This window comes from Allobaculum sp. JKK-2023, assembly GCF_034745455.1.
Classification (GTDB): Bacteria; Bacillota_I; Bacilli_A; order Erysipelotrichales; family Erysipelotrichaceae; genus Allobaculum.
On sequence record NZ_JAYERV010000003.1, the window covers coordinates 219,393 to 243,482 of the forward strand.

Consider the following 24,090-nt stretch of genomic DNA (forward strand, 5'->3'; position numbering starts at 1 on the left):
TGCCCGGGCCATCTGGATCCTGCCTGCCTACAGGGATGCTTTGCGATGATTGGCGAGCTGAATCTGGTCAAGCAAAGTCTGTCTGTCAGCACGGTCGGGAATCTTGGCAGCAATGCTGGTCCAGAGTTTGATCTGCCAGTCCAGATAACGAAGATAGTCTTCATCCGCTTGGGGATGGAAACCCAGAAGCAGGCTTTCCTGATCCTTCAACAGCTCTTCCTGGCTGAGGACATCATCCGCCCTCTGACGGACGACTTTCAGGATCGGATAAAAATGACCCTCTTCAACCATCCATTCTTTTTCAATCCGCCATCCCTGTTCAATCAGAAACTGGCGCAGATGGGCTGCATCTTTATGGGGGGAAAGCAGCAGACTGTGCACATTGGCTCCAATAGGATCATCACTCAGAATCTGTTCGATTAATCGGCCGCCCATGCCGCAGATAAGAATCTGCAAGGTATCTGTCGGCAGATCATGAATGCCGCTTTCCAGGCGGGTAAAAATACGATCCGACAGGCCCTGGGCTGCAATATTGATCTTTGCCTGTTCCAGCGGGCCTGGACGCAAATCGCAGGCATAGGCTTTTTGTACGTGATGGTGGTTGAGCGCTTCAATACAAACAAGAGCGTGATCACATCCAATATCCGCGATCACGCTTTCGTCTGCCAAAGAAGCAATTTTTTTCAGTCGTTTTGAAATGTCCATGAATCTCATATCCAATCTTGAAAGGAACGGAGCACAGGATTGAATTAGGATTGAATCCTTCGGCTTCCTGTTCCCTGTATTTTGCTCTTTGGGCTTGTAAAAGATGGTCAGCGTGCCCATGAAGGCAAAGGCTGACCATAAAAATTCAAATTATTTTGTTTACGGTTTGACGAAATCTTTAAGACGTTTCGAACGGGTCGGGTTGCGCAATTTGCGAAGAGCTTTGGCTTCGATCTGACGGATCCGCTCACGAGTGACTTCAAATTCGCGGCCGACTTCTTCAAGCGTGCGGGTCTTGCCATCGAGCAGACCATAACGCAGCTGAAGAACCTGTTCTTCACGGGCAGTCAGCGTATTTAAAGCCAGTGCGATTTCGTCTTTGAGCAGCTGGCTGCTTGTATAATCCGATGGCGAGACGGACGTCTTATCTTCGATAAAGTCACCAAGATGAGAGTCATCTTCTTCACCAATCGGGGTTTCCAGGCTGACTGGATCCAGGGCGATCCGCTGAATTTCGCGGACACGTTCCGCTTTCATGCCATCCATCTTTTCCGCGATTTCCTCAGGCAGAGGATCACGCCCAAGATCCTGGATCAGCTGGCGCTGAATCCGGGTCAGCTTGTTGATGGTTTCAGTCATATGCACCGGAATACGGATCGTTTTGGCCTGGTCCGCAATTGCACGGGTGATGGACTGGCGAATCCACCACGTTGCATAAGTAGAAAATTTAAAGCCTTTGGTATAGTCGAACTTTTCAACGGCTTTAATCAGACCGCAGTTGCCTTCCTGAATCAGATCCAGGAATGGAAGACCGCGTCCAACATATTTTTTGGCGATAGAAACAACAAGACGCAGGTTGGAGTTGATCAAAAGATCTTTGGCTTCTTTGCTTCCTTCCATGTAGGCCTTGGCCGCCGTTTTTTCCTGTTCGGCATTTAACAGTGGAATCCGGCCAATTTCACGCAGATACATTTTGACCGGGTCACTGGTTTTATTTTTAGCCCCTTCAGAAAACGAACGTTCGAGTTCAAGAATCTGGCTGGCGACGCCATCCTCATCTTCACCCTCGAGACTGTCTTCGTTTTCTTCCAGGGACTCCTCCTCAATCTCTTCGGATAAATCCTCAAATTCCTCATCATCTGACTCGGAAAACAGCTGTTCTTCTTTGATCCATTCGAGAAGATCCTCACTTTCCTCGTCCGAAAGACGAAGGTCAGAGATCATGTCAGGAAGATCATCGAGTGAGATTTCATTTCCTTCTTCTGCACAGTTTTTCAGATATGTTTTAACTTCGTCTGCCGAAGTGAATTTAAGTTTATTCTCAGCCATGTCAGACCACCTTTCGTGATTTCAGGCTATTTCTGCGGGCGATCAGTTCTCTTTTCTGATTCATGAGGGTCTTCATATCACTCATATTCTGAACCGTTTTCATTTTCCTGTTCAGCTCGTCAATCTGATGACTGATAAATTCATATTTAATTTTGACGACCGATTCTGAAAACAGACCATGTGTGGACTCAGAATAATCTGGCCACTCCGCAAGTTCCGCAAGTAAGCCGCGGACACTTTCTTCTTCAATAATCGAAAACAGCTCCACCGGATCGATCTGCCGATGGTTCTGATAGGCGCTTTGAATATATAAAGCCAGTTTCTGGCAATCCTCATTGGCAAATACGCCAACTTCATTCTGGTATTGCCGGATATAGTTTTCATCATTGAGCATGGACCACAGGACGGCTTTTTCAGCCTGAAGCCGGCCCTGAGCCGCAGGGAGAGTCTGCAAAGGAATGGCAGGGCGCATCTGACTCTTTTTGGAAGAATACGAGCGTCGGGGTGATGGATTGGCTTCAAAGCTGAATCCAGTCAGCTGCTGCAGTTTACTGAAAAGAACAGGCTGTTCAAACTGCTCAAGCGAAGCGCGGATGATGCCCTCCATTTCTCTGGCATATTGTTTTTTATCTTCATAGTTGTCCAGGTTGTATTCCGTCTGAAGATACTCCAGACAGAACTGGGCAAATGAAATGGTATTGTCAACGGCCTGATGGACAGCCTCGGCGCCTTTCTGGATAAAAATATCATCCGGGTCTTTGGCTTCCTTTTGTGAAACGATGGAAAAACGGATGCCCGCAGCCATCGCTTTACGGCCGAATTTATATGCTGCCTTCTGTCCGGCGGCATCCTGATCGTAGAAAACCACAACCGGAACGCGCAATCTGGCAATCAGGTTTAACTGTTCATCCGTGCAGGCCGTCCCTAAGTTGGCAATGCCTTCAGAAATGCCAGCTTTCGCCAGGCCCAGAACATCCATTGCTCCCTCACAAAGGATGACACGCCCGGCTTTATGGGCTGTTCTGGCAGCTCGATGGTAGTTGAAAATCAGGTTGCTCTTCTGGTAGAGCACACTGTTGCTTGTGTTGACATATTTTGCCCCGCTGTTGCCGGGCGGAACGATTCTTGCTGTATACCCGACGGGATTTCCTTTGGCATCATGGATCGGAATGAGAATCCGATCATGAAAGCAAGGAACAATCCGATCCGTTCCCACCTGAATCAGTCCCACTTTTTCCAATGGGGCTGGATCTGGAAAGCGGGCCTGTAAATACTCGCTGACCATGTTGAACGATGGGGCGTAGCCAATCTGGAAGGTATCCAGGATCTGTTTGTTAAATTTGCGGGAAACCAGATAATTTCTGGCTGCCTGTCCGTCTTTACTGGCAAGCTCATAGCGGCCATAGGCGGTAAACAGATCCAGCGCATCATAGAGTGGCTTGTTTGGGTCTGGGACAGCCGGGGCTGCCTGTTCAATCTGCAAAGGATAGTGAATCCTGGCAGCCACTTTGGCTACAGCATCGACAAACGAAATCTTTTCATATTTCGAAACGAAACCGATCGCATCGCCGCCGGCTCCGCAGGCAAAGCACTTAAAAATCTGCTTGTCGGGGGAAACCCGCATGGATGGCGAGTGGTCATCATGGAAAGGACAGACCCCGACATATTCCTTTCCCTGTTTTTCGAGGGGCAGATATTGCGAAATGATCTCAACGATATCCGCTTTTTCCTTGATCGCCTGAACATCTGCTTCAGGAATCCGCATCCTGGCACCCCCTTTGTATTTCAATAGCCAGATGTGTTCATTTGACAAGTCGAGTCAAATTACTGGAAGCTGACACGCTGGGCCAGGTAGTTTTCAAGTTCAGTGATTGGCAGACGAACCTGTTCCATGGAATCCCGTTCCCGTACCGTTACGCAGCCATCGTTTTCCGTTTCAAAGTCAATGGTAATGCAGAATGGGGTGCCAATGGCATCCTGGCGACGATAGCGTTTTCCGATGGTCTGGGCATCATCGTAAGTCACGTTGAACGATTTTGCTAAAGAGCGGTACAGCGCTTCAGCCGGTTCAGCCAGTTTTTTGCTTAAAGGCAGAATGGCCGCTTTGTAAGGAGCAAGGTATGGGTGGAGACGTAAAACCGTGCGGGTATCCTTGTCGCTGATTTTTTCTTCTTCAAGAGCCTGGGACATAACAGCCAGAATCAGACGCTCAACACCAACGGATGGTTCAATGACATACGGAATGTATTTGGAGTTGGTTTCCTGATCGAAGTATTCCAGCGACTGTTTGGAAGTTGTCTGGTGTGATTTCAAATCAAAGTCTGTACGGTCAGCAATTCCCCACAATTCGCCCCAGCCAATCGGATCGCCAAACAGGTATTCAATATCGGTTGTCGCCTTGGAGTAGTGCGCCAGTTCTTCCTGTTCATGGGCTCTTAAACGCAGGCGGTCTTTGTGCAGGCCCAGGTCATATAAGAACTGTTCACACATCCCTTCCAGTTTTTTGAACCATTCTAAATCGGTGTCTGGTTTGCAGAAAAATTCCAGTTCCATCTGTTCGAATTCACGAGTTCTGAAAATGAAGTTGCCCGGAGTGATTTCGTTACGGAAAGATTTACCAATCTGTCCGACGCCAAATGGCAGCTTTTTACGCATAGTGCGCTGTACATTTTTAAAGTTGACGAAAATACCCTGAGCCGTTTCCGGGCGCAGATAGATTTCGTTTTTCGCTTCTTCAGTAACCCCCTGGAAGGTTTTGAACATCAGGTTGAACTGACGGATTGGTGTAAAGTTTTTCTTGCCGCAGTTGGGGCAGACGATATCGTGTTCGTCAATGTAAGTTTCCATTTCCTGGTTGGTCCAGCCAGCAGGTACGACTTGGCCATCCGTTGCCTCTTCAATTAAGGTATCGGCACGGAATCTGGTTTTGCATTCTTTGCAGTCCATCAGCGGGTCAGAAAAACCGCCGACATGGCCAGAAGCCACCCAGACTTGTGGATTCATCAAAATCGCACTCTGAATGCCGACGTTTTCAGGCTGTTCCTGAATGAATCTTTTCCACCAGGCATTTTTAATGTTGTTTTTCAGCTCAATGCCAAGCGGACCGAAATCCCAAGTATTGGCAAGGCCGCCATAAATTTCAGAACCCTGGTAAACAAATCCATAGTTCTTCATATGTGCTACAATATCGTTAAAACTTAAGTAACTCATTGTTCCCTCTCCAGTCTTTTATTTTTTGCGCCATTTCGACAGCTTGCTGGCGCCTGATCGATATATTATAGAGCTTTCTGAAAGAAAAAGAAAAGAACCCGCATTTTTCGCCATACAGTTGGCTTAGGAATGCGGGTTTTCGCTTTGTTTTTGCAATTTTAAAATCATTTCAGGATGCAGACTGGATGATTGCAGGCAATCCTTTTCTACTTTGCCGGGCTGTTTTCTGGATCAGAATCAAGTTTGGAAACTGTGCAAGTCTGATCTGAATTCTCTTTTTCTGAGTCGTCCTTTTTTGAGCATTGAGGATCTGGACTTTCAGGATCTGAATTTTCAGGATCAGCTTCCCGATCCCTCGTGTTGTCTGGTTCTTTCAAATCCAAATTGCGATCTTTCAAGTCGCGATCTTGTAAATCCCTGCTCTCATCTTTTTTGGTTTCCGCTTCACGATCCGTATCCATGATAATCGCAACCGTCTTATCATCATGGCCTTCCAGGGCTTCAATCTGTTCTTGCAGCCATCTTCCCTGTTCGTCTTCCGGGATATTTTCAATGGAGAACAGTTTGTCGATGAGGGCATAGTTGCCAGCAGGGAGGCCATCATACGGAATAATGAGCTGATCAAAGACGCCATCGGTCGCTGCTAGAAAACGGACAACCGGGTCTTCTTTCGATCCCCCCATAAAAAAGCGCCACTCTTCAGTATCCCCAATGGGATACACGCTGGAAGAAGACTTCAGACGGGTAATCATCGTCCCTGAATTGTGCAGTTTTGTCTGATAGAGAATCCCGCCATCCCCGGCAATCCCCCCATAAAGCAGACCATCTTTGTATAAGGCGATAATTAATGTTGTCTGACAATCGAAAAACGGAATTCCGGCTTGTTCAAGGGCATCTTTTAGTACGGCCAGAGAAAACAGAAAGGCATCCCGGATCTGGTCACAGACATGGTCCGGGTTCAGATTTTTATCCAGCCTGTTTTCCAGAAAGGCCTGCGAGGCTTTGCTGACTAAGGCTGCAGCCAGTTCACTGTTTGAAAAGGTCCAGTCAGATTTGAGTGAAACGCCATCACAGGCAATCACGCCTGTAAATCCGGCTGCCTCAAAAATCCGGATTGCATCCTGGTTTTTGATTCCATATTGTTCATGCAGAGTTCCCTGCATGGTAATTCCTGCTTTGAGCATTGCATTCCCTCCATTGTCTGTTCCTGTTGTTCGAGTGTGTTCTGATTTCATCATTTTCCAAAATTTATTTTTCTGGCACACTTTTTGACTCTCTTACTGTTTTCGGATTGTGTACGCCAAAGAATACAGAACTTCTTTTCACTTGCAGATTGCCAGTTCCTTGCCTGGCAGATCTTCTTGATCGACTATCCGGCAGGCTTGTCTTGATGGACCATCTTGTACTCTTGTACTCTTGCTGAATGGTCTGTCACGGACTTCTTCCTGGCCTTATCGTAAGCGACAGAAAAGAAAGTGACAACGAAGAAAACTTCCGACCAATTAAAAAGCTTTCAAAGGGCCAAAGCCAGCTTTGAAAGCTTGTCCGTTCTCGGGTTTATGGTCTTACGGTAATGGTCTTTCCATCCGGACCCGGTGTGTTTTTCAGGTAGTCGATAATATCGGCTTTAGCCTCCGGTTTGCAAGGTTTGCACTGCCATGAGTCAGTGTCACCACTGACCAGGGCATCGGCAAAACCAGAGCATCCAGGATAGCCGCATCCGCCACAGTTGTAGCCTGGCAGATGAGTAGCAACGTAATCGACACGGTTGTCCGGTTCAACATGGAAGACTTTCGCAGCAATTCCAAGGCCGGCACCAAGAAGTGCGCTCAGCATTCTGTCTACCTCAACTTTCTTGTTTTGGATGGTTCGGGCAGTAAATATCTTTACAGCCGTCGCAATCCGCCTTCAGGTTTTCGCATCCCTCTGGTTTGGGGGTGCGTCTGTTTTTGAGAAACAGGAAAATATAAATTCCCACCAGCGCTCCAAAAAACAGGATCGCCAGAATCAGACGGGTGAAATCCATTAAATAATTCCAGCCAGTCCGGAGAATGCCATAGCCATCAGTCCGGCAACAACCAGAGCGACCGGGTTGCCTTTGAAGCTTTCTGGTACGTTTGCAACTTCAAGACGTTCACGAATCGCCGAGAAGATGTACAGAACCAGGGCGAAGCCAAGTGGAGTCCCAATGGTGTAAACCAGCATATGAGCGAAGTCATAGCCGTTAGAAATGTTCACCAGGCAGACGTTTAAGACAACGCAGTTGGTCGTGATCAATGGCAGGTATACACCTAACGATTTGTACAGAGCTGGTGAAGATTTCTTTAAGAACATTTCAGTCAGCTGTACAAGCGAGGCGATAACCAGAATGAAAGTAACTAAGTCCATGAATTCCAGTTTTAATGGAACAAGGACAAGGTAGTACAGAGCATAGGTAACCAGACCTGCTGCAACGATAACGAAGACAACAGCCATTCCCATACCCAGGGCGCTGGATTTCTTACGGGATACACCCATGAATGGGCACAGACCTAAGAACTGGTTGAGTACGGCGTTATTGAGCAGAACAGAGGTGATTAACAGCGTAACGAGTTCACCAAACATTAAGCGGCCTCCTTAGCAGCTTTAGCGGCTTTGGCTGCTTCAATTTTTGCTGCTTTGGCAGCTTCTTCTTCCTTTTTATGGATGTTGTTTTTGTAGGCCGTTAAGGCTGCGGCCAAAAATGCGAACGTCATGAACGCGCCCAGAGGAGCACTGAACATGGAGATCGTGTAGCTGTCCGGGATCAGGCGCAGGCTGAACAGAACCTGCGCTTCGTCAAATGGGTTTGTCATGGACAACACCCCAGTTGACAGAATCTGACGGATTAAGGACATGGCCAGGACTGCTAACAGGTAGCCAAGACCCATGCCAAGGCCATCCAGTGCGGAATCCAGAACACCGTTTTTGCTGGCAAAGGCTTCGGCACGACCCAGGATGATACAGTTAACAACAATCAGAGGAATAAACACACCCAGTGAAGAGTTCAGAGCTGGAGCATAAGCCTGAATCAGCATCTGAATAATCTTAACCAGAGTGGCAATAATGACGATATAGACTGGGATTCGGATATCATCCGGTACCAGTTTACGGATCGCAGAAATGATCATGTTGGACAGAATCAGAACGGCGATAACCGCAACGCCCATACCGATGGCGTTATTAATCGAAGTGGTAATGGCCAGTGTCGAGCACAGACCTAAATACAGTCCGAAAACAGGATTATCCTTGATCAGACCGTTTTTGAAGTTTTGCATTCGGTTCATCAGGGTTCTCCTTAGTCAATTTCGGTGGCAATGACTGCACACTCGTTGATTGCCTGAACAACAGGCGTAGACGTGTACGTCGCGCCAGAGATCGTATCCAGCTGTCCGCTGGCCTGTTTGCCAATTACAGATTCTGCGAAGGCTGATTCGGTAATTTTCGAACCAATGCCCTTTGTATCCGCATTCGAAATGGCTTTAAATCCATCGACAAGATCGTTGGCTGCATCAATGCCGACCAAAAAGACAGTACCACCATCATAGCCGGACACAGTACATTTGAAGACAACCACATTGTCGCCATATTTATAGACCTTATCCACGAATGGATGATCCGGGGTAATGTCAGAAGCATCAACCGATTCGAAATCATCGATGCTGGCCTCTGGATACATTTCCAGTAAGGAAGCCTTTTCAGCTTTTTCTTCGTTGGCCGCAATAATTGGAGCCGTTGCACTGTTGGCAGCGTACAGAGCGCCGCCGGCAATGGCCGCAACAATGGCTAAGAAAATTGCAAGGTAGAGAGGACTCTGCTTATTCATTACAGCACCTCCTCAAAAACTGCCGGGCTTGCCAGCGCAGTTTTTTCAATGGTTCTTGGCGCATTGACACGACGTACAGTCGTCGCTGCGTAGAAAGAAACGCAAAGCGAAAGAACAGCAGCACAACCAATCATGATCCAGGCTTTCTTCATCTGCTCAAGCTGAGGACGATCGAGAGCGGATTCAATCATTGGCGTGAAGGTATTCATGATCAGGATGGAGTATAAGCATCCTTCTGGCAGGTTTCCTTTTAAACGGATCAGAACGGTGAGCGCAGCTGCACACATCGCAAAGAAGATTCGTCCAGATGGAACCGTTGGCGCGGTAACCGGGTCAGTTAACATGAATACGCCGCCGAAAATCACACCACCAGTTAAAAGATGCAGTGCAGGGTACCATAACCATCCAGGAATACCGTGGTAAGATTCAACCCCTTCCAGCAGGGCGATCACGAACGTGATCACGAAAATGGTTCCTAAGTAGAACACAGGAATACGCCAGTCGATGACTTTGCGCACCACCAGGAAAATACCAACCAGGATGATCAGCAGACTGAAGGTTTCACCGATTGCTCCAGGGTATGTTCCCAAAAGTAAGCTGCCCCAGCCGCCGCAATAGTCCAGATAAGACTGAAGAGCTGCTTCTGTTCCTGGCATCCAGCTGAATGTGGAAGCAAGAACACCAGTTGGTGTAGCGGAAGTAACCAGATTTGTGGTTGCCCCAGAGAAGGAAGCGAAGATAACCGCTCTTCCGACCGCAGCCGGGTTGAAAATATTAAAACCAAATCCACCAAAGACCAGACGGCCGATCGCAATCGCAAAGAAGGTTGCAACGATGACCGCATAAGGAGGGATGGAAATCGGGCACATCATAACGAGGATGATGGAAGTCACCCAGCCAAAGGAATGGGTGATTGTCGATTTGATGTCCTGTTTCTTGACTTTTGCAAAAACGGCTTCGCATACAAAAGTCGTGATCAGGGAGCATACAAGCAGCAGCAGAGCCTGCAAACCATAGGCAGCGCCCCAGGCTGTGAAGTAATAAATAACAGAAGCTGCGAACACAATCAAAAGACCGATGGTCAGATCCCGCATAATCATCTGCGTGGAATGCTTACTTTGAAGGTTCGGGCTTACATGAAAGGCAAATTTCATTTCAAGTTCCCTCCTACTTCTTTCTGGCCTTCATCATTAATGTTCGTTTAGCTTTTCGAACATTTTCAGTGACCTGAATGTGGCTTGGGCAGACGTAAGTGCAAAGACCGCATTCGATACACTGCATGGCACCACGTTTTTCCATTTCTTCTGCATCATTCATCTTCACCGCATTGGCAATGCGAACAGGCTGCAGACCGATTGGACAGTGCTGCGTACAGTTTCCGCAGCGCATGCACGTCATTTCTTCTTCATCGTGGTTTTTCAGAACAGTAATGGCGTTCATGGCGCGGTCGATCACGATCTGATCGCTGACCATAGTTTTTCCCATCATAGGACCGCCGGCAATCAGCTTGAGGCTTTCCTGTTTTTCAACAAAGCCGCCGATCTGTTCGAGGATTTCCGCTACCGACATGCCAACTGGAACCAGGACGTTTGTCGGATACTTCAGCCCTTCGCCTGAGAAAGTAACATATTTCTTGGCCTGGGCCTGTCCCATTTCAAAGGCACGGGCAACCAGAATGGCTGTGTTGGCATTGTTGACAATCACGCCGCATTCTCCAGGCAGCCGCTTGTATTCTCGCTTAAGCAAGGTGCGGATCAGAGTCCGTTCACCACCCATTGGGTAAACATCCGGGACTTCGCGAACTTCAATGCCCGCCGCATGTTCACGGTTAATTTCTTCGCGGATGGTGTTGATCAGATCTGGATGGGTCTTTTTTACACCGATCAGAACGGTATCCACTTCAGCCATTTTCTGCAGAATACGGACACCGTGGACAAACTGTTCCGGATAGTCCATGACACATTTGTAGTCCGCTGTAATGTAAGGTTCACATTCAACGGCATTGATGACCAGAGTGTTGATGTTTTCAACTTTCTGATACTTTACGTAAGTTGGAAAGCCTGCGCCACCCTGACCGATGATTCCGGATTCTTTAACGAATTCAACCAGTTCATCATGGCTTGCATTGTGCCAGTCCATAGGTGGAAAAGCCTGAATGGCTTCCTGCTGCTCATCAAGTTCGATGACCAGGTGCTGCTGTGGTTTTAGGCTGTTGTGCGGACGTTTGGTAACTCCTTTAACCGTTCCGGATACACTGGAGTACAGAGGAACCGGAAAGGCGGATTTGGTATTGGCAAGGCGGGTGCCGATAAAGACATGATCGCCTTCAGAAACCAGCAGTTCGATCTGAGTATTGTTGCCGGCAAACAGAGGAATATAAACCTCTTTGGCTGGCATGAGTCTCTTCACGTCGCTGTGATCTGTCAAACCTTTTTTACCAGGAATGTGCTGACACATTGGCCCTAATAAAAGTGACATACTCTTCTTCCTTTCAGTTACAATCGATTCAATTTTAGGCAGGCATCCCATTAAAATCAATTTTGGCCCATAATCCATGGTTGTTTTACCCAAAAATAGCATGACTTCCGCAATCCAATCCCATAACAGGGCGGATTTTTCCCATAAGAAAAAGCGGAAGATGGTTTAGCTCTGCCAAGGAAAATGGAGGGGCTTACGAATGTCGGAAATCCTTATCATAAGAAACTCTCATCACAATTCGAAGCGTATTTTTTATCCTCGCGCAAATCGAAAGTTAACCCGGATTATTATGGCTTATGGTTTTGGGAAATACTACAAAAGATTAAAAGATTCTGAAAAATCGTTATTGTTTTAGTGAAATTTCGGTTAACAAACAGGTAAATCCGCGCATTTTATCTTTGCTTCATTCTTTTTCCATCGATTTTCTATAATTTGTCATCATGTTTCAGTCTGAAAACTATTTTTCAGGCATATTTTTCCCGAAGTTCAGGCGCGGGCGTTTCCCCGTCCAGACAATGAAGTTTCTCCCTTTTTTCTTTTCTTCCTCTTCCGCCCTCTTTTTCTTCCTTTTCCTCCCTCTCTTTCATGATTTGCTCACTGCTCATGATCTGTTCATCCTTCTGGAGGCTTTCTGTGGGTTTCCTTTCGATTCGTCAGGATCCAATTTGAACACCATAATCCGGGCAGACGCTGATGCTTTAGACTGCCAGAGCGATAGGTTATCAAGCTAGGGCGAATACCCCATGGCTTGCCATGGGGATGAAAGCCCTCTGAAAGATGCTTTTGAGACTTAATGATGTACAAATAAAATGAATGCGTTTTCAGTTTTTGCATTGCGCATTTTTTGCGTCTGATATACAATAGATATAGAAATGGAAAGCACTTTGTCAAAGGATGCAAAGCCGCAGAATATCGCAGAATATGCAGATTAATATCAGTCTTCCCAGAGTCTGGAAAGAATTGCTTGAAAACCTGGCCCGAATTATGGCTGCTGAAGAAAAGCATAATTTAAAATGGCATGATCTGATTCGAAGAGCGGTTAAAGAAAATCCGAGCTTCCAGATGAATAAATCCAGGCATTCGTCACATTCAACCTATCTGTGTAGGTACCATCTGATCTTCTGTCCCAAATTCAGGTTCAGGGTATTGAAAGATGGTGTGGATGAGACATTGAAAGAAATTCTCCAAAAGATTTGCGACCGCTACAGATACGAAATACAGGCGATGGAAGTCATGCCCGACCATATTCATTTTTTCTTATCCGCTCCTCAGACAGCGGCACTAACCGATATTGCCTGGACGATTAAAAGCATTTCCGCCATAGAACTGTTTAAAGCCTATCCCGATTTAAAACATTTTTATCAAAGGTGTGGACGGCTGTGGAGCAATGGCTATTTTATTGCCACCACAGGCGATGCTTCAGCTGAAACCATAAAAAAATATATCGAAGATCAAAGAAAGTCATCAGAACCCACTTGGAAAGGAGAACGCGTATGTCCAGAACAAAGAATTCCAGAGCTGCTCAGGCTAAAGCTGAATTATCCGATGCGGATAAAAAGCTGATCAAGGAACATCACAAGCATACAGCCAGACACACTCTGAAGCTGGAGCTGGCACTGACCGAAGACGAGAAGCGTCATGCTTTTCATATGGCTAATAATGCCAGAATCCTTTCCAACGATCTGACAGGGTGGATCTCAAAACGCCTGAAAGACCTGTTCCGCACAAAAGCCTACCGTGCACATCTTGCCATGTATAAAGAAGTCATGGAACGAAAGGTTACAACAGAAGAGGAACAGGAGCAGCAGGATCAGGACCGTGAAGCAGTCAGTCAGCTTCTTGCAGAAGATCAAAAGAAGTGGCGGGTTACGTTCGACGATCTTCGCCGCTATACGCAAAGCCGCTATCAGAATTTAAAACTGAACGCTCAGATTGCGCTTACTGTGGCTGAAGACGTCTGGTCTGGTGTCGAAAAAGTTCTTTACTCTGAGGGGAAGCATCTGCACTTTAAAAAACGGGGTGATCTTCCGGTTCTGCGAGGAAAACAGGTAGATCGGGCCATCATGCTCAAATTGACAGAAAAAGACGGAAAGCCACGGCTGACCGTAAGCATGAAAGGGGTATGCACAAATGCGAACCTGCTGATCAGAAAAAATGACATTTTCGCGCGCCGGGAACTGTATCGAATCCGCTCTTTTATGCAGCATCCTGAAAATGAGATTTTCTATGCCAGAAAGTGGGAGGAGACCCAGATCGCCCAGGATACTTACCGCCCCTGCTATGTATCCATTAAATGTGAGCAGATCAGAGGGAAACTGCGTGTGTTTGCCATCATCACCATCGAAGGAAAACCAGTCAATAAAATTCGAAAGGATGGTTCTGCACGCCATTCCAATGGCAAAGGCGTAGTCGGAATGGATTTAGGAACCCAGTCAGCGGCTGCCTATTCTGCAGGAAAAGACGTTCTTTTTATCAATCTTGGAGAACGAAATCAGAACTACTATCCAAAAAAAGAAAAACACATTGCCACTCTGCAACGAAAGCTGGATCGTCAGAGAAGAGCAGGCAATCCTGAACACTACAATGAAGACGGTACGATCAAATGCGGCATCCCAAAAAGAAAATGGAAAAAATCAAAGCGAATGCGCCAAACAGAAAACCATCTGAAAGAAGAACAGCGCAAGCTCGTCCTGACAAGAGAGTACGTACATAAACAGACAGTCAACACTCTGCTTTCTATGGGAGATGTTCTTGTCACAGAACCCTCCAATGCTCGCAAGCTTGCCAAAAGAAGCTCCAGACCAGCTGAAATCAATGAGAAGACTGGCAGATATAAGCGTAAAAAACGTTTTGGTAGGAGTATCAACCGTCGTGCGCCAGGCACGCTGTTCGCACTTGCCAAAGCGGCTTATGGTTCCAATTTTCACACCGTTCCTGGTAAATTTCGGGCCAGCCAGTACGATCATACGGATGACAGCTATAAAAAGAAAAAGCTGTCGGAAAGGACAGCTGTATTAAGCGATGGAAAGAGAATTCCAAGGGATTTATATTCCGCTTTTCTTCTGGCTAATGCCAGCAACGATTTTTCCTGTGCAGACCGTAGTCTGTGCATTGCCAATTACGAACATTTAAAGAAGGCTTCAGACGCTTTTGTCCAATACGCAAAAACGAATCATATGCATATTTTGAATTCTGGTATTTAATTGTCGGATGCTTTAGACGTTTTACCAAACCACTGACCATGGTGCAGTTCAAAGAAAGAAGGGCTTTTCCGGATTTCTGAACTGGGACAACCTGGATTCGTCCGGGCCCCGAAAGGGTTCTGGCACACCGGGACATGATAGCGCAGGAGGTCTCATTTGCCTCATGTCAAAAAGACTCATTTGTCGTTCTGATCACTGTCCTGTCTGCTCAGGTGCTTTGTTCATAAATTCAAGATGTTTATCGTCTTGGAACCTCCACCGCTTGCGGTGGGGTTTGGTCAGAGTTGTTTGTGGACTCTCGATTTTTACGCATGACCCGATAGATTGCGGTCTATTGCGATTTGAATGAATTTCTTATATATTGGCCTTTCCCTGCTCCTGCTGACAAACCAGCCAGTTTCAATGACCAGAATATTCATAATTTCTGAAGCTCTTGAAAGATGGAGTTCCTGAAAAAAAGATCCATCCAGATTTCCAGGCCAGGAAAATCCAGCTGATCGTTTCAGATCTTCCCCCATTTCAAGATCTGCAAAAAAATCCAGAACCCTCAGCGCAGCCAGTGAACATGACCAGTGAACATGAAAGGATACAAATATGACACCATCTTCCCCCGAAAATAAAAAAACAGATTCTTCAATATATATTGAAGAAAAAAAAGAAAACGAAACATCTTCGCCCCATGAGAAAACAACAAGCAAAAAAGATCCAAAAAAATCCGAATCGATTACTGGATGGATCGTTCTAGCCTGCTGTGTTCTTGTTCTTTGTCTTTGCGGCTATTTTTACCTGCAAAGTCCAAACCGGGCTGGCAATGAAATCAAAAGCCGCTCCATTACCCTGACCGATGTCGGCTTCGATACGCCAGTAACCTTCAAGACTACCGGAACCGAAAAAGACTTCAACAAGTACGTGGATATCATTGAATCCACGTATCAGGAATGCAATGAACTTTTCGATGCCTTCCATACCTATCCCGATAAAGTCAGCCTCAAAGAAGTCAATGACACGCCGCGCCACACACCCGTTGAAGTCGACCCAAAAGTCATTGAAGTTCTTCAGGACTCACTCAAGGCCCATGGCGTCAATTCCAAATTTGATGTCAGCCAGGGAAAACTGACAATGCTCTGGAAGCAGGCTTTTGGAGCGCAGACGCCTGCTTTGCCGGATGCCCAAGCCATTGAAGCCGCCAAAAACCCGGATTCGATGGATGCGGTTGTTGTCAAAGACAATACAATTACGCTGACCAACGAAGCAGCTGCACTGGACTTTGGTGCGATTGCCAAAGGCTATACCACTCAGCTGGCCGCCGACCGTTTGACTGAAGCGGGTCTGGAATATGGCTTTTTAAATGCTGGCGGCAACGTCATCCTGATTGGCGAAAAACCAGAAGATGAAGACTGGGTGGTCGGCATTCAAAATCCGGATGAACCGAATTCCCTGCTTGTTTATCGAAACCGCAAGCCAACCTGCCTGGTCACTTCTGGTGACTATCAGCGTTATATGGAAGTCGATGGTATCCGTTATGCGCATATCGTCGATCCAGATACCGGTTATCCGGCAGCGAATATGCGTTCGGTTACCGTCATCCATGAAGATTCTGCCTATTGCGATGCCATGTCGACCGCTCTTTTCTGCACAAGCGTTGAAGAAGGGCAGAAAATCTGTGAAGAATTCGATCTGGATGCGATCTGGATTGTCGATAAAGGAACTGTTGATCTCGTCCCGGATCTGTCCACTGATGCGTTTGATATTTATATCACCGACGGACTCAAAGACCAGGTTAAACTCAAAAACCAGGTTGAACCCAAGCAGGCTTCTTAATCCTGTTCAAACCTTGCAGGGATAATAAATGTATCCTGCTTTGAAAGAGAGAAAAAGAACAGAATCTCCCCTCCACTCAGGTGGTCAATCTCAAAGGTGCAAAGCGCGATCATGCTATAATGGTCCTGTTCAAAAACGATGCTGCCCCGCTTGAGGCGGCAGCAATCAAAGGAGAAAAATTTATGGATAAATATGTTTGCACGCTTTGCGGATACGAATACGACCCAGCTCTTGGCGATCCAGACAACGGAATCGCTCCAGGCACTCCATTCGAAGACCTGCCAGAAGACTGGACATGCCCTCTTTGCGGTGCTGCTAAATCCGACTTTGAAAAAGTTGAATAATCATCCTGTTCTCTAAGCCGATAAAAGCCATCCAATTGCGATGGCTTTTCTTTTGGCTTTTTTATGCTTTGAAAACAGTTTCGATCCATCCACCGTTTTCATTCCGCTATATGGCTGCCAGGCCATAGCGTTTCTTTTTGCGGTTTTGCGGTTTTCTATCGATTTCAGAAGATCCCTTCTTCTGGACCAGAGACATCATCATCCATAAAGACAGAAACAGGCAGTCAAAATCCGGACTCTTTTGCTTTGATTCAAAGACTGGTTTTGCAGACACATCCAAGATAAGAAAGCCGCTGCGGCAGTCTTGAAGTGAATTGCGTTTGCTGAAATCCTGACTGATCTGCTCAATCCAGATACTGTCCCCTGCCTTCAAACTTGGTTTTGAATCCATCAAGGCCTGGCTGGATCTGCCATGATGCCCATCCTGACCCGGCTGACTTGATGATCAAGAGAGTGATAAAAGATCATCAGCTCATTTTTAAATCCACTCCCCGAAAAAAATTTTATTTTTTTGTAACAAACGTGGGATCGAATTCGTCTAATCAGTGAAAGGAGGAAAAATGAATCAGGATCTAGAGCAGCTCTACCAGGCCTATTCCAGAAAAGTTTATTGCTATCTGCTCTCTCTTTGCCAGAATCCGGTCCTTGCGGAAGATCTGATGCAGGATATTTTTCTGAAAGCTGCCAAAAAAATCGATACGTTCAAAGAAAACAGTTCTTTGTCTTCATGGCTCTGTGCCATTGCAAAAAACCTTTACTATGACGCGATGCGCAAGCAGAAGAACACCGTTGCTCTCGAAGAAGAACTGCTGGTCTTTGATCCAAACCAACGGGATCTGCGCATCTTCAGCTGTCTGCATGATCTGTGCGACCCATACCGGGAAATCATCTATCTTCTCGTTTTCTGTTCCATGAGCTTCAAAGAAATCGGCGAAATTTTAGGCAGATCCGACACCTGGAGCCAAGTCATGTTTTACCGAGGCAAAGAAAAACTGCGTGCTTTATGGCTAAAGAAAGAGGGGAAATACCTGTGAAACCGTCAGAACATAGAAACAAAATGAATCGATCACCATCGAATACTCAATCGGCTGATCAAAAGAATAAGATCCAAAAGAATGTCCTTCATCCAAAAAACGAAGGAGAACCAAATCAGGATCCGGATCAGACATTCAGTGTTTCATCATCAGTCGATGACACTGCTCAAAAAGGGATGGAAGCTGTAGACAAAGCTCAAATTCTTCCTGCGCTTCCAGCAGACAAGAAGCCAGGTCAAGCTGATCCACAGGATTCCATCTGTGAGATCGTCCATGACCTGCTTCCGCTTTATACAGAAGGGCTTGCCACTCCTGCATCCGTTTTGCTCATTGAGACGCATCTGGAAAGCTGCCCTGATTGTACGATTCAGCTCAGAACATTGCAGGAAGCTGAACCAAAAATTCAGTCTTCCTTGGCCGATCATGCGCTCACCTGCGCTCTGAAAAAAACACATCAAGCAATGCGCAGAAATCATATTCTTCTGACTATCCTGCTGGTATTCTGTCTTGCATTAGGAAGTATTCTTGCCTGGAGCAGCTATCAGAATGTCAGGATGAATGCAGATGATGTCTATATCGCCAGCCAGAACGAATCTGAAAAAATCAACTGACGCTGGAACTGAAAACAACCAGCCCAAAGGAAGGTTTTCTGTCCAGTTCTGTTCAAGAAGTTGAAAATGGAATCTATGCCGTGGATCTTTATGGAGGCGCCGGTCTTTTTGATCAGTCGAAAACGATGGAACTATCTTTCACACAGCCAATCCATGAGATTCGTGTTGGTGAAGAGCTGATTTATCAGGATGGACGGCTGATTACGGAAGCTGAACTCCAGATTCTTTTGAATGCGCTGCATCCTGTCGCTGGATAGAACTGCTCTACATCTGAAGCGGCCAATTCTGCTCTGGAAAAATGAAGGAGACAAGAACCTGCGATGACCAGACTCCAGAAGCCGTACAAAATGGAGTTCTGCTCTGGGGCATCGCTGTTCAGAAGGTCAGCCATCCGGCAAAGATTTGATTGAAAACATAAAATGAACAATCGTCACCCCGATCCGATCGTTATGTGAAACGGCTGTCGTTTCGGTTTTTTTTGTTGCTGCAGTTTTCGCATAGCTGCCCGATCAGAATACTGAATTTCGGTGAGTTTTGCCTGGGCGAAGAAATAAAAAAGTGCATCATCAGACTTTTAATCAAGTCGAATGATGCACTTTCTCATTATAGGAGTAATTTGGTAATCGCTTGTTTCTCTTTTTGATCAGCCAGACCGAATTGAAAATCGGCCGGTCAATCTAAGTGGATCAAATATTAACCCTTAGATAATCGAAAAAGTAGAAGCACAACTTTGGATTTTAAACTAGTTTAGCTATACACATCAATGACTGTTACAGATGAGTATAGCCGCGCATTCTACTTCGTTCCTTATCAAGGTTTAGATGAGTTGGAATTTCTATATCTAAAATTTTATAAAATTGTTTTACGTGCTTGTTAGGAACTTCGATCACAACTTTTTTATTAGGTCCTAGGCAGCACATCAACGATTGGGTTTTCCCAAATAATCGTGATGTAGATACGCCGGTATTTTCCATTTGTTTTCGAACGAGCAACAGAATGATTGTATCGATAATATCGTGCAGGATTTTCCCTCTGACTGTTGTATCGCTCCATTTTGAAAGAGGAAGCAGTTCCAAATATTCTTTACTGGTTTTGAAAACTGTCTCTATCTCAGTGCGGCAGAAATACCGATAAAGCAAATCTTCAGGAGAAGTATCGATGTTGGATAGAAGAACAAAATATCCGAATTTGACAGTCATCCAGTCCTTGTCTTTATCCTTCATCTTTTGAAACTCATCTTTGTGGTCTTCAAGATAATCAATAAAGTGGTAAAGCGCATTGTTCTGATCTACATAAACGTAGGCGTATTCGTCATATTTTCCGTATAGTTTGATTTTCTTCTTTCTTCCGAAATAGGTGTGATCCTTACGAACAAACTGGTATTTCCCTTTATTTATCTGGTCTTTGAACTGCCAGTAGAGTTCTTTGAACGGGTACCCCCGTCTGGCTGGCATCCGGCTGATGACGGATTTTGAACTTCCAATATGGAAAGCGGCTATCAGCGGCTCACATACATAGCCAGCATCAAGAACCAGCGATTCAATTTCAATATCCAAAGTCGAAGCGACATCATTGACAATGTTCATCACCGTGCTTAAATCCAGCACATTGCCAGGAATGATGTCATACCAAACTGGCAGGCCAGTCGCATCGTCTAAAACCAAGACCAGGCGGATTTGAATTTCAGATGACGAAAGTCCATGGCAGCATAGTGCATTAAAAGGGTTGTTGGTAATCTGGTTTGGAAGAGGAGTAGAGTCTACGTAGCATCCCTGGCCAAATTTTGGATTTTGTTTCTTCATCAGCTTTATAAACTCTTTGAAGAATGCCACCCGGGTTTTATCGCTTCCCAGCAAAGAGAAAAAAGCTGTATCGGAGTGTAGGGATTGAATTGGCAAGTCTTCAAATAAATAAGATGCATAAGATTTTTCAAGAAAATCATCACAGCCAATTTTTGATCCATCTCTGAGAACTCCATGAAGAATATGAGCAAGAACCCTTTCCAGTTCTTCTTTTTTTGGAAAAACCGTTTTGAAAACCTCCAGCAGGCCACGTTTTTCTAAAAATTGTAGAAGTAGATATGAGTCACCAAAAACCGTATGAATTTGCGGCTCTGGGAAAACCAGCTTACATTGGTTCTCTTTTTCTTCTTCTGAAACAGGAGAAAAAGTATCCGTAGTCACGTTATAGTGAACTAAACCACGTGTTGGAGAAAGAAAAACCCCGGATTTCTTATCCTCAGCAAGTGAAATCACCTTGCCAAGACGTTCTAAAACCTGTTGAGCAGAATGGTTTTTCCTCTCTGGCGCATAAATAGACTTAACAATGGCCGCGGACCCAGAGACTATGTTATTTTCAGCATCACGAACGATTTTCTGAACCTTGATATAAGCCATAAGTAGAAGCACACTCCTCTATGCTTCAAAGTAGAAGCACATTTAGTATAGTTCTACCGAGGAAGATATGAAATTTAATTGATGCTTAAAGGGTTTGTTGGAAAAATAGACAGTGTGCTTCTACTTTCCTGATTATCTAAGGTTAACTGTTTAATATCCTTCTGAACCTTATGCTTTTTCAAGCACAGCAGCGCAGCGATCGCAAAGTCCGTCTTCGTGCTCGGATTCTGTGTAGTTCCAGCAGCGTGGGCAGACATGACCGGGAGCATGAGTGACTTCGATTTCGCTGACTTCATAAGGAGTCAGGTTGTCATCAACGAACTGAACATCGTAAACCATCAGCCACTGAGCCGGGTTGGTAATGACAGATTCAACCTGTTTTTTCAGCTCGTCACTGACATGGATGCGCAGAACAGCTTCATTGGATTTTTTGAGCAGACCCGAACGTTTTGCTTCTTCGAGAGCTTTCAGAACATCTTTTCGTAAGTTGAGCGCAGCTTCCATATCGGCTTTCAGATTGGCATCATCATGGTCAAGACCACTCTTGATGAATTTTGCCAGATGGATGGATTCCTCATCGAATTTCATCAGGTCGTTGAGTTCTTCTGTGGTATGAGCGAGAATCGGAGCCCAGAGTCTTGTCAGCATGGAAGCAGCCAGATACAGAACAGTCTGCACTTGTCGACGATCGCAGCTGTCTTTGGCATCGCAATACAGGATGTCTTTGGTGTAGTCGAGATAGTAGCTTGACAGTTCGTTGGTCATCAGGTTGGTCAGAGAAGTGACAACATCAGAGAAACGATATTCGTCATAGGCTTTTTCGCAGTCCTCTACAGCTTCATCAAGCAGAGCAAGGATGTACTTGTTCTGACGGGAGAGGGTGTTGACATCCACGAGGTCTTCTTTGGTGAACTGGTTTTCATCCAGGTTGGCCACTAAGAAACGGAAAGTGTTTCTGACTTTACGGTAGTTATCGGAAACCTGTTTGAGGATCTTTTTGCCCATAGAGCAGTCCGCCTGGTAATCAACCGAGCAGGCCCACAAACGTAAAATGTCGGCACCGAATTTCGAAGTGATTTCCGATGGAGCCATGGCATTCCATTGCGATTTGGACATCTTCTTTCCGTTTTCGTCCATAACGAATCCGTGAGAAAGAACCTGTTTGTATGGAGCCTGACCATAAACAGCGGTTCCTACGATCAAAGAAGAGTTGAACCAGCCGCGATACTGGTCACTTCCTTCAAAGTACAGGTCTGCTGGATAGCCAAGGCCGCGTTCGATCATGGCACCAGTGTGGCTGGAACCAGAGTCGAACCAGACGTCCATGGTATCTGTTTCTTTGGTGAACTTGCCGTTTGGCGAATGTTCGCTGGTATAGCCTTCAGGCAGCAGGTCCATGACATCTTTTTCAAACCAGACGTTGGATCCGCCTTCGCCGATCAGTTTGGCCACGTGAGCAAAAATTTCTGGATCCATTAATGGAGTTCCGTCTTCTCCATAAATAATTGGAATTGGAACCCCCCAGGCACGCTGTCTGGAGATACACCAGTCAGAACGATCAGAAATCATGTTGTGCATACGGCCTTCGCCCCATGCTGGAACCCAGCCGATGGAGTGAATCTGGTCGAGCAGTTTATCCCTGATTTTATCGATAGAGGCAAACCACTGCGTCGTAGCACGGAAAATGATTGGCTTTTTGGTGCGCCAGTCATGTGGATAGGAGTGGACAATGTCTTCATGATCGAGCAGGCAGTCTTTTTCTTTTAACCAGTCGATGACGATGCCATTGGCTTCATCAACGGTTTTGCCGGCCAGGCGTGGTCCGCAGACTTCCATCATGCGGCCCTGTTCGTCAACGTTAACAAATACAGGCAAGCCATATTTTTTACCGATCATAAAGTCGTCCATACCAAAGCCAGGGGCCGTATGAACAAGACCGGTACCGGAATCATCCGTTACATGCTCACCAACCATAACCAGCGATTCAACTTCTGGATACAACGGATGCGTTGCGGTCATATATTCGAGATCTTTACCTGGGATGATCTGGATCACTTCGTAGTTTTCAATTCCAAAGCGTTTCATCAGATCTTCAACCATGGAGTTCAGAACAATCAGATTACCCTGGTCTGTTTTGACGCGGGCATATTCAAATCGCGGGTGAACGGAGATCCCCAGATTGGATGGAATTGTCCATGGCGTGGTTGTCCAGATGACAAAGGAGTCGTCAGCACCCAGAATTCCCTTACCGTCTTTGACCGGGAATTTTACGAAGATGGTTGGTGAAGTCACATCTTTATATTCAACTTCCGCTTCAGCAAGCGCGGATTCTGAAGATGGAGACCAGTAAACAGGTTTGAGACCCTGATAGATCAGGCCATCCGCAGCCATCTTGCCGAAAATTTCAATCTGGCGGGCTTCAAAGTCAGGTGTCAGTGTGATGTAAGGATGATCGTAGTCACCGATGCTGCCTAAAGCCAGAAAACCTTTTTTCTGCCGTTCAACCTGCTCGAGAGCATAGTCGTGGCAGATCTTGCGGAATTCAGGAATTCCGATTTTCTTGCGGTCATACCCGAGTTTGGTTACAGCGGTTTCGATTGGCAAGCCATGCGTGTCCCATCCAGGGATATAAGGAACGCGATAACCTTCCATGAATTTTGATTTGTTGATGACATCTTTGAGAACTTTATTTAAAGCATGACCTAAATGGATGTCACCGTTGGCATAGGGAGGACCATCGTGTAATACGAAAGGTTCAGCCCCTTCTCGTCTTTCAAGCATTTTTTCGTACAGATGCTCATCCTGCCAGCGCTGCTGGAATTTTGGCTCTTTTTTAGCCAGATTTCCACGCATCTCAAAGCTGGTCTTTGGCATCTGAAGCGTGTCTTTATAATCCATTTTGCATCTTCCTTTCTACATAAAAAAAAGCCGTCCCAAAAAGGACGACTGTGCGCGGTACCACCTTAATTCTTTGAAGCTTAAACTTCCAAGCTCTTGCAGATAACGGTCTGTTCCCGGAAAAAGCTACTGAGTTTCGCCTTTTCGGCTCCAAAGGGATACCCATCAGAACGCTCATACAGCCTCGCATCACCCGGCTGCTTTCTGGAATCCTTTT

22 protein-coding genes and 1 other annotated feature (1 of these 23 cut by a window edge) are annotated in these 24,090 nt (G+C 45.9%); of the genes, 7 read left to right on the plus strand and 15 right to left on the minus strand.

Annotation, left to right across the window (positions count from 1 at the left end):
• Positions 1-27 precede the first annotated feature (27 nt).
• From U4956_RS00985 to U4956_RS01040, 12 genes are all read right to left on the minus strand, one after another.
• Positions 28-705 (minus strand): class I SAM-dependent methyltransferase, encoded by a 678-nt coding sequence (locus tag U4956_RS00985; RefSeq protein ID WP_323088342.1) that lies wholly within the window; start codon positions 703-705, stop codon positions 28-30.
• Positions 706-864: 159 nt separating this feature from the next.
• Positions 865-2,034: an RNA polymerase sigma factor RpoD gene (gene rpoD / locus U4956_RS00990; RefSeq protein WP_323088343.1), complete on the minus strand. Its 1,170-nt coding sequence runs from the start codon at positions 2,032-2,034 to the stop codon at positions 865-867.
• A gap of 1 nt (position 2,035) precedes the next feature.
• Complete coding sequence (gene dnaG / locus U4956_RS00995) at positions 2,036-3,799, minus strand: DNA primase (RefSeq protein WP_323088344.1); 1,764 nt, start codon at positions 3,797-3,799, stop codon at positions 2,036-2,038.
• A gap of 59 nt (positions 3,800-3,858) precedes the next feature.
• Positions 3,859-5,244, minus strand: coding sequence for a glycine--tRNA ligase (locus tag U4956_RS01000; protein ID WP_323088345.1), 1,386 nt, complete (start codon positions 5,242-5,244; stop codon positions 3,859-3,861).
• 206 nt (positions 5,245-5,450) lie between these two features.
• Positions 5,451-6,428: a protein phosphatase 2C domain-containing protein gene (locus U4956_RS01005; RefSeq protein ID WP_323088346.1), complete on the minus strand. Its 978-nt coding sequence runs from the start codon at positions 6,426-6,428 to the stop codon at positions 5,451-5,453.
• 373 nt (positions 6,429-6,801) lie between these two features.
• Positions 6,802-7,080 carry a (Fe-S)-binding protein gene (locus U4956_RS01010; protein ID WP_323088347.1) on the minus strand — a complete coding sequence of 93 codons (279 nt, stop codon included), beginning with the start codon at positions 7,078-7,080 and terminating at the stop codon, positions 6,802-6,804.
• A gap of 10 nt (positions 7,081-7,090) precedes the next feature.
• Entirely contained in the window at positions 7,091-7,270 is a 180-nt protein-coding gene (locus tag U4956_RS01015) for a hypothetical protein (protein ID WP_323088348.1), read from the minus strand.
• Positions 7,270-7,848, minus strand: coding sequence for an electron transport complex protein RnfA (locus tag U4956_RS01020; RefSeq protein ID WP_323088349.1), 579 nt, complete (start codon positions 7,846-7,848; stop codon positions 7,270-7,272). The genes U4956_RS01015 and U4956_RS01020 overlap by 1 nt, the downstream gene beginning before the upstream one ends.
• The gene (gene rsxE, locus U4956_RS01025) at positions 7,848-8,549 is read right to left on the minus strand and encodes an electron transport complex subunit RsxE (RefSeq protein WP_323088350.1); all 702 of its coding nucleotides are present in this window, start codon (positions 8,547-8,549) and stop codon (positions 7,848-7,850) included. Before rsxE ends, U4956_RS01020 begins: the two co-directional genes overlap by 1 nt.
• A gap of 11 nt (positions 8,550-8,560) precedes the next feature.
• Positions 8,561-9,088, minus strand: coding sequence for an FMN-binding protein (locus U4956_RS01030; protein WP_323088351.1), 528 nt, complete (start codon positions 9,086-9,088; stop codon positions 8,561-8,563).
• Complete coding sequence (locus tag U4956_RS01035; RefSeq protein WP_323088352.1) at positions 9,088-10,242, minus strand: RnfABCDGE type electron transport complex subunit D; 1,155 nt, start codon at positions 10,240-10,242, stop codon at positions 9,088-9,090. Before U4956_RS01035 ends, U4956_RS01030 begins: the two co-directional genes overlap by 1 nt.
• A 13-nt stretch (positions 10,243-10,255) precedes the next feature.
• The gene (locus U4956_RS01040) at positions 10,256-11,566 is read right to left on the minus strand and encodes an RnfABCDGE type electron transport complex subunit C (protein ID WP_323088353.1); all 1,311 of its coding nucleotides are present in this window, start codon (positions 11,564-11,566) and stop codon (positions 10,256-10,258) included.
• A gap of 1,062 nt (positions 11,567-12,628) precedes the next feature.
• Between U4956_RS01040 and tnpA the strand changes: the two genes are divergently transcribed.
• The 4 genes from tnpA to rd all read left to right on the plus strand — a co-directional run bounded on the left by tnpA (position 12,629) and on the right by rd (position 16,934).
• Positions 12,629-13,129 carry an IS200/IS605 family transposase gene (gene tnpA / locus U4956_RS01045; protein ID WP_323091422.1) on the plus strand — a complete coding sequence of 167 codons (501 nt, stop codon included), beginning with the start codon at positions 12,629-12,631 and terminating at the stop codon, positions 13,127-13,129.
• Positions 13,060-14,769 carry a hypothetical protein gene (locus tag U4956_RS01050; protein WP_323088356.1) on the plus strand — a complete coding sequence of 570 codons (1,710 nt, stop codon included), beginning with the start codon at positions 13,060-13,062 and terminating at the stop codon, positions 14,767-14,769. Before tnpA ends, U4956_RS01050 begins: the two co-directional genes overlap by 70 nt.
• Before the next feature lie 594 nt (positions 14,770-15,363).
• Complete coding sequence (locus tag U4956_RS01055) at positions 15,364-16,590, plus strand: FAD:protein FMN transferase (RefSeq protein ID WP_323088358.1); 1,227 nt, start codon at positions 15,364-15,366, stop codon at positions 16,588-16,590.
• A 182-nt stretch (positions 16,591-16,772) separates the two neighbouring features.
• The gene (gene rd / locus U4956_RS01060) at positions 16,773-16,934 is read left to right on the plus strand and encodes a rubredoxin (RefSeq protein WP_323088359.1); all 162 of its coding nucleotides are present in this window, start codon (positions 16,773-16,775) and stop codon (positions 16,932-16,934) included.
• Positions 16,935-17,040: 106 nt separating this feature from the next.
• On the opposite strand, the gene U4956_RS01065 is transcribed toward rd, so the two are convergent.
• The gene (locus U4956_RS01065; protein WP_323088360.1) at positions 17,041-17,325 is read right to left on the minus strand and encodes a hypothetical protein; all 285 of its coding nucleotides are present in this window, start codon (positions 17,323-17,325) and stop codon (positions 17,041-17,043) included.
• 169 nt (positions 17,326-17,494) lie between these two features.
• Between U4956_RS01065 and U4956_RS01070 the strand changes: the two genes are divergently transcribed.
• The 3 genes from U4956_RS01070 to U4956_RS01080 all read left to right on the plus strand — a co-directional run bounded on the left by U4956_RS01070 (position 17,495) and on the right by U4956_RS01080 (position 18,836).
• Positions 17,495-17,968: a sigma-70 family RNA polymerase sigma factor gene (locus U4956_RS01070; protein ID WP_323088361.1), complete on the plus strand. Its 474-nt coding sequence runs from the start codon at positions 17,495-17,497 to the stop codon at positions 17,966-17,968.
• A 23-nt stretch (positions 17,969-17,991) separates the two neighbouring features.
• Positions 17,992-18,579: a zf-HC2 domain-containing protein gene (locus U4956_RS01075; RefSeq protein WP_323088364.1), complete on the plus strand. Its 588-nt coding sequence runs from the start codon at positions 17,992-17,994 to the stop codon at positions 18,577-18,579.
• Between the two features lie 125 nt (positions 18,580-18,704).
• On the plus strand, positions 18,705-18,836 hold the full coding sequence (locus U4956_RS01080; RefSeq protein ID WP_323088366.1) for a hypothetical protein: 132 nt from the start codon (positions 18,705-18,707) through the stop codon (positions 18,834-18,836).
• 513 nt (positions 18,837-19,349) lie between these two features.
• On the opposite strand, the gene U4956_RS01085 is transcribed toward U4956_RS01080, so the two are convergent.
• Both U4956_RS01085 and ileS read right to left on the minus strand, forming a co-directional pair.
• Positions 19,350-20,975, minus strand: coding sequence for a transposase (locus tag U4956_RS01085; protein ID WP_323088133.1), 1,626 nt, complete (start codon positions 20,973-20,975; stop codon positions 19,350-19,352).
• A 168-nt stretch (positions 20,976-21,143) separates the two neighbouring features.
• Entirely contained in the window at positions 21,144-23,873 is a 2,730-nt protein-coding gene (gene ileS, locus U4956_RS01090) for an isoleucine--tRNA ligase (RefSeq protein ID WP_323088368.1), read from the minus strand.
• Between the two features lie 37 nt (positions 23,874-23,910).
• Positions 23,911-24,090, minus strand: a binding site (T-box leader); it runs 31 nt beyond the window's last position.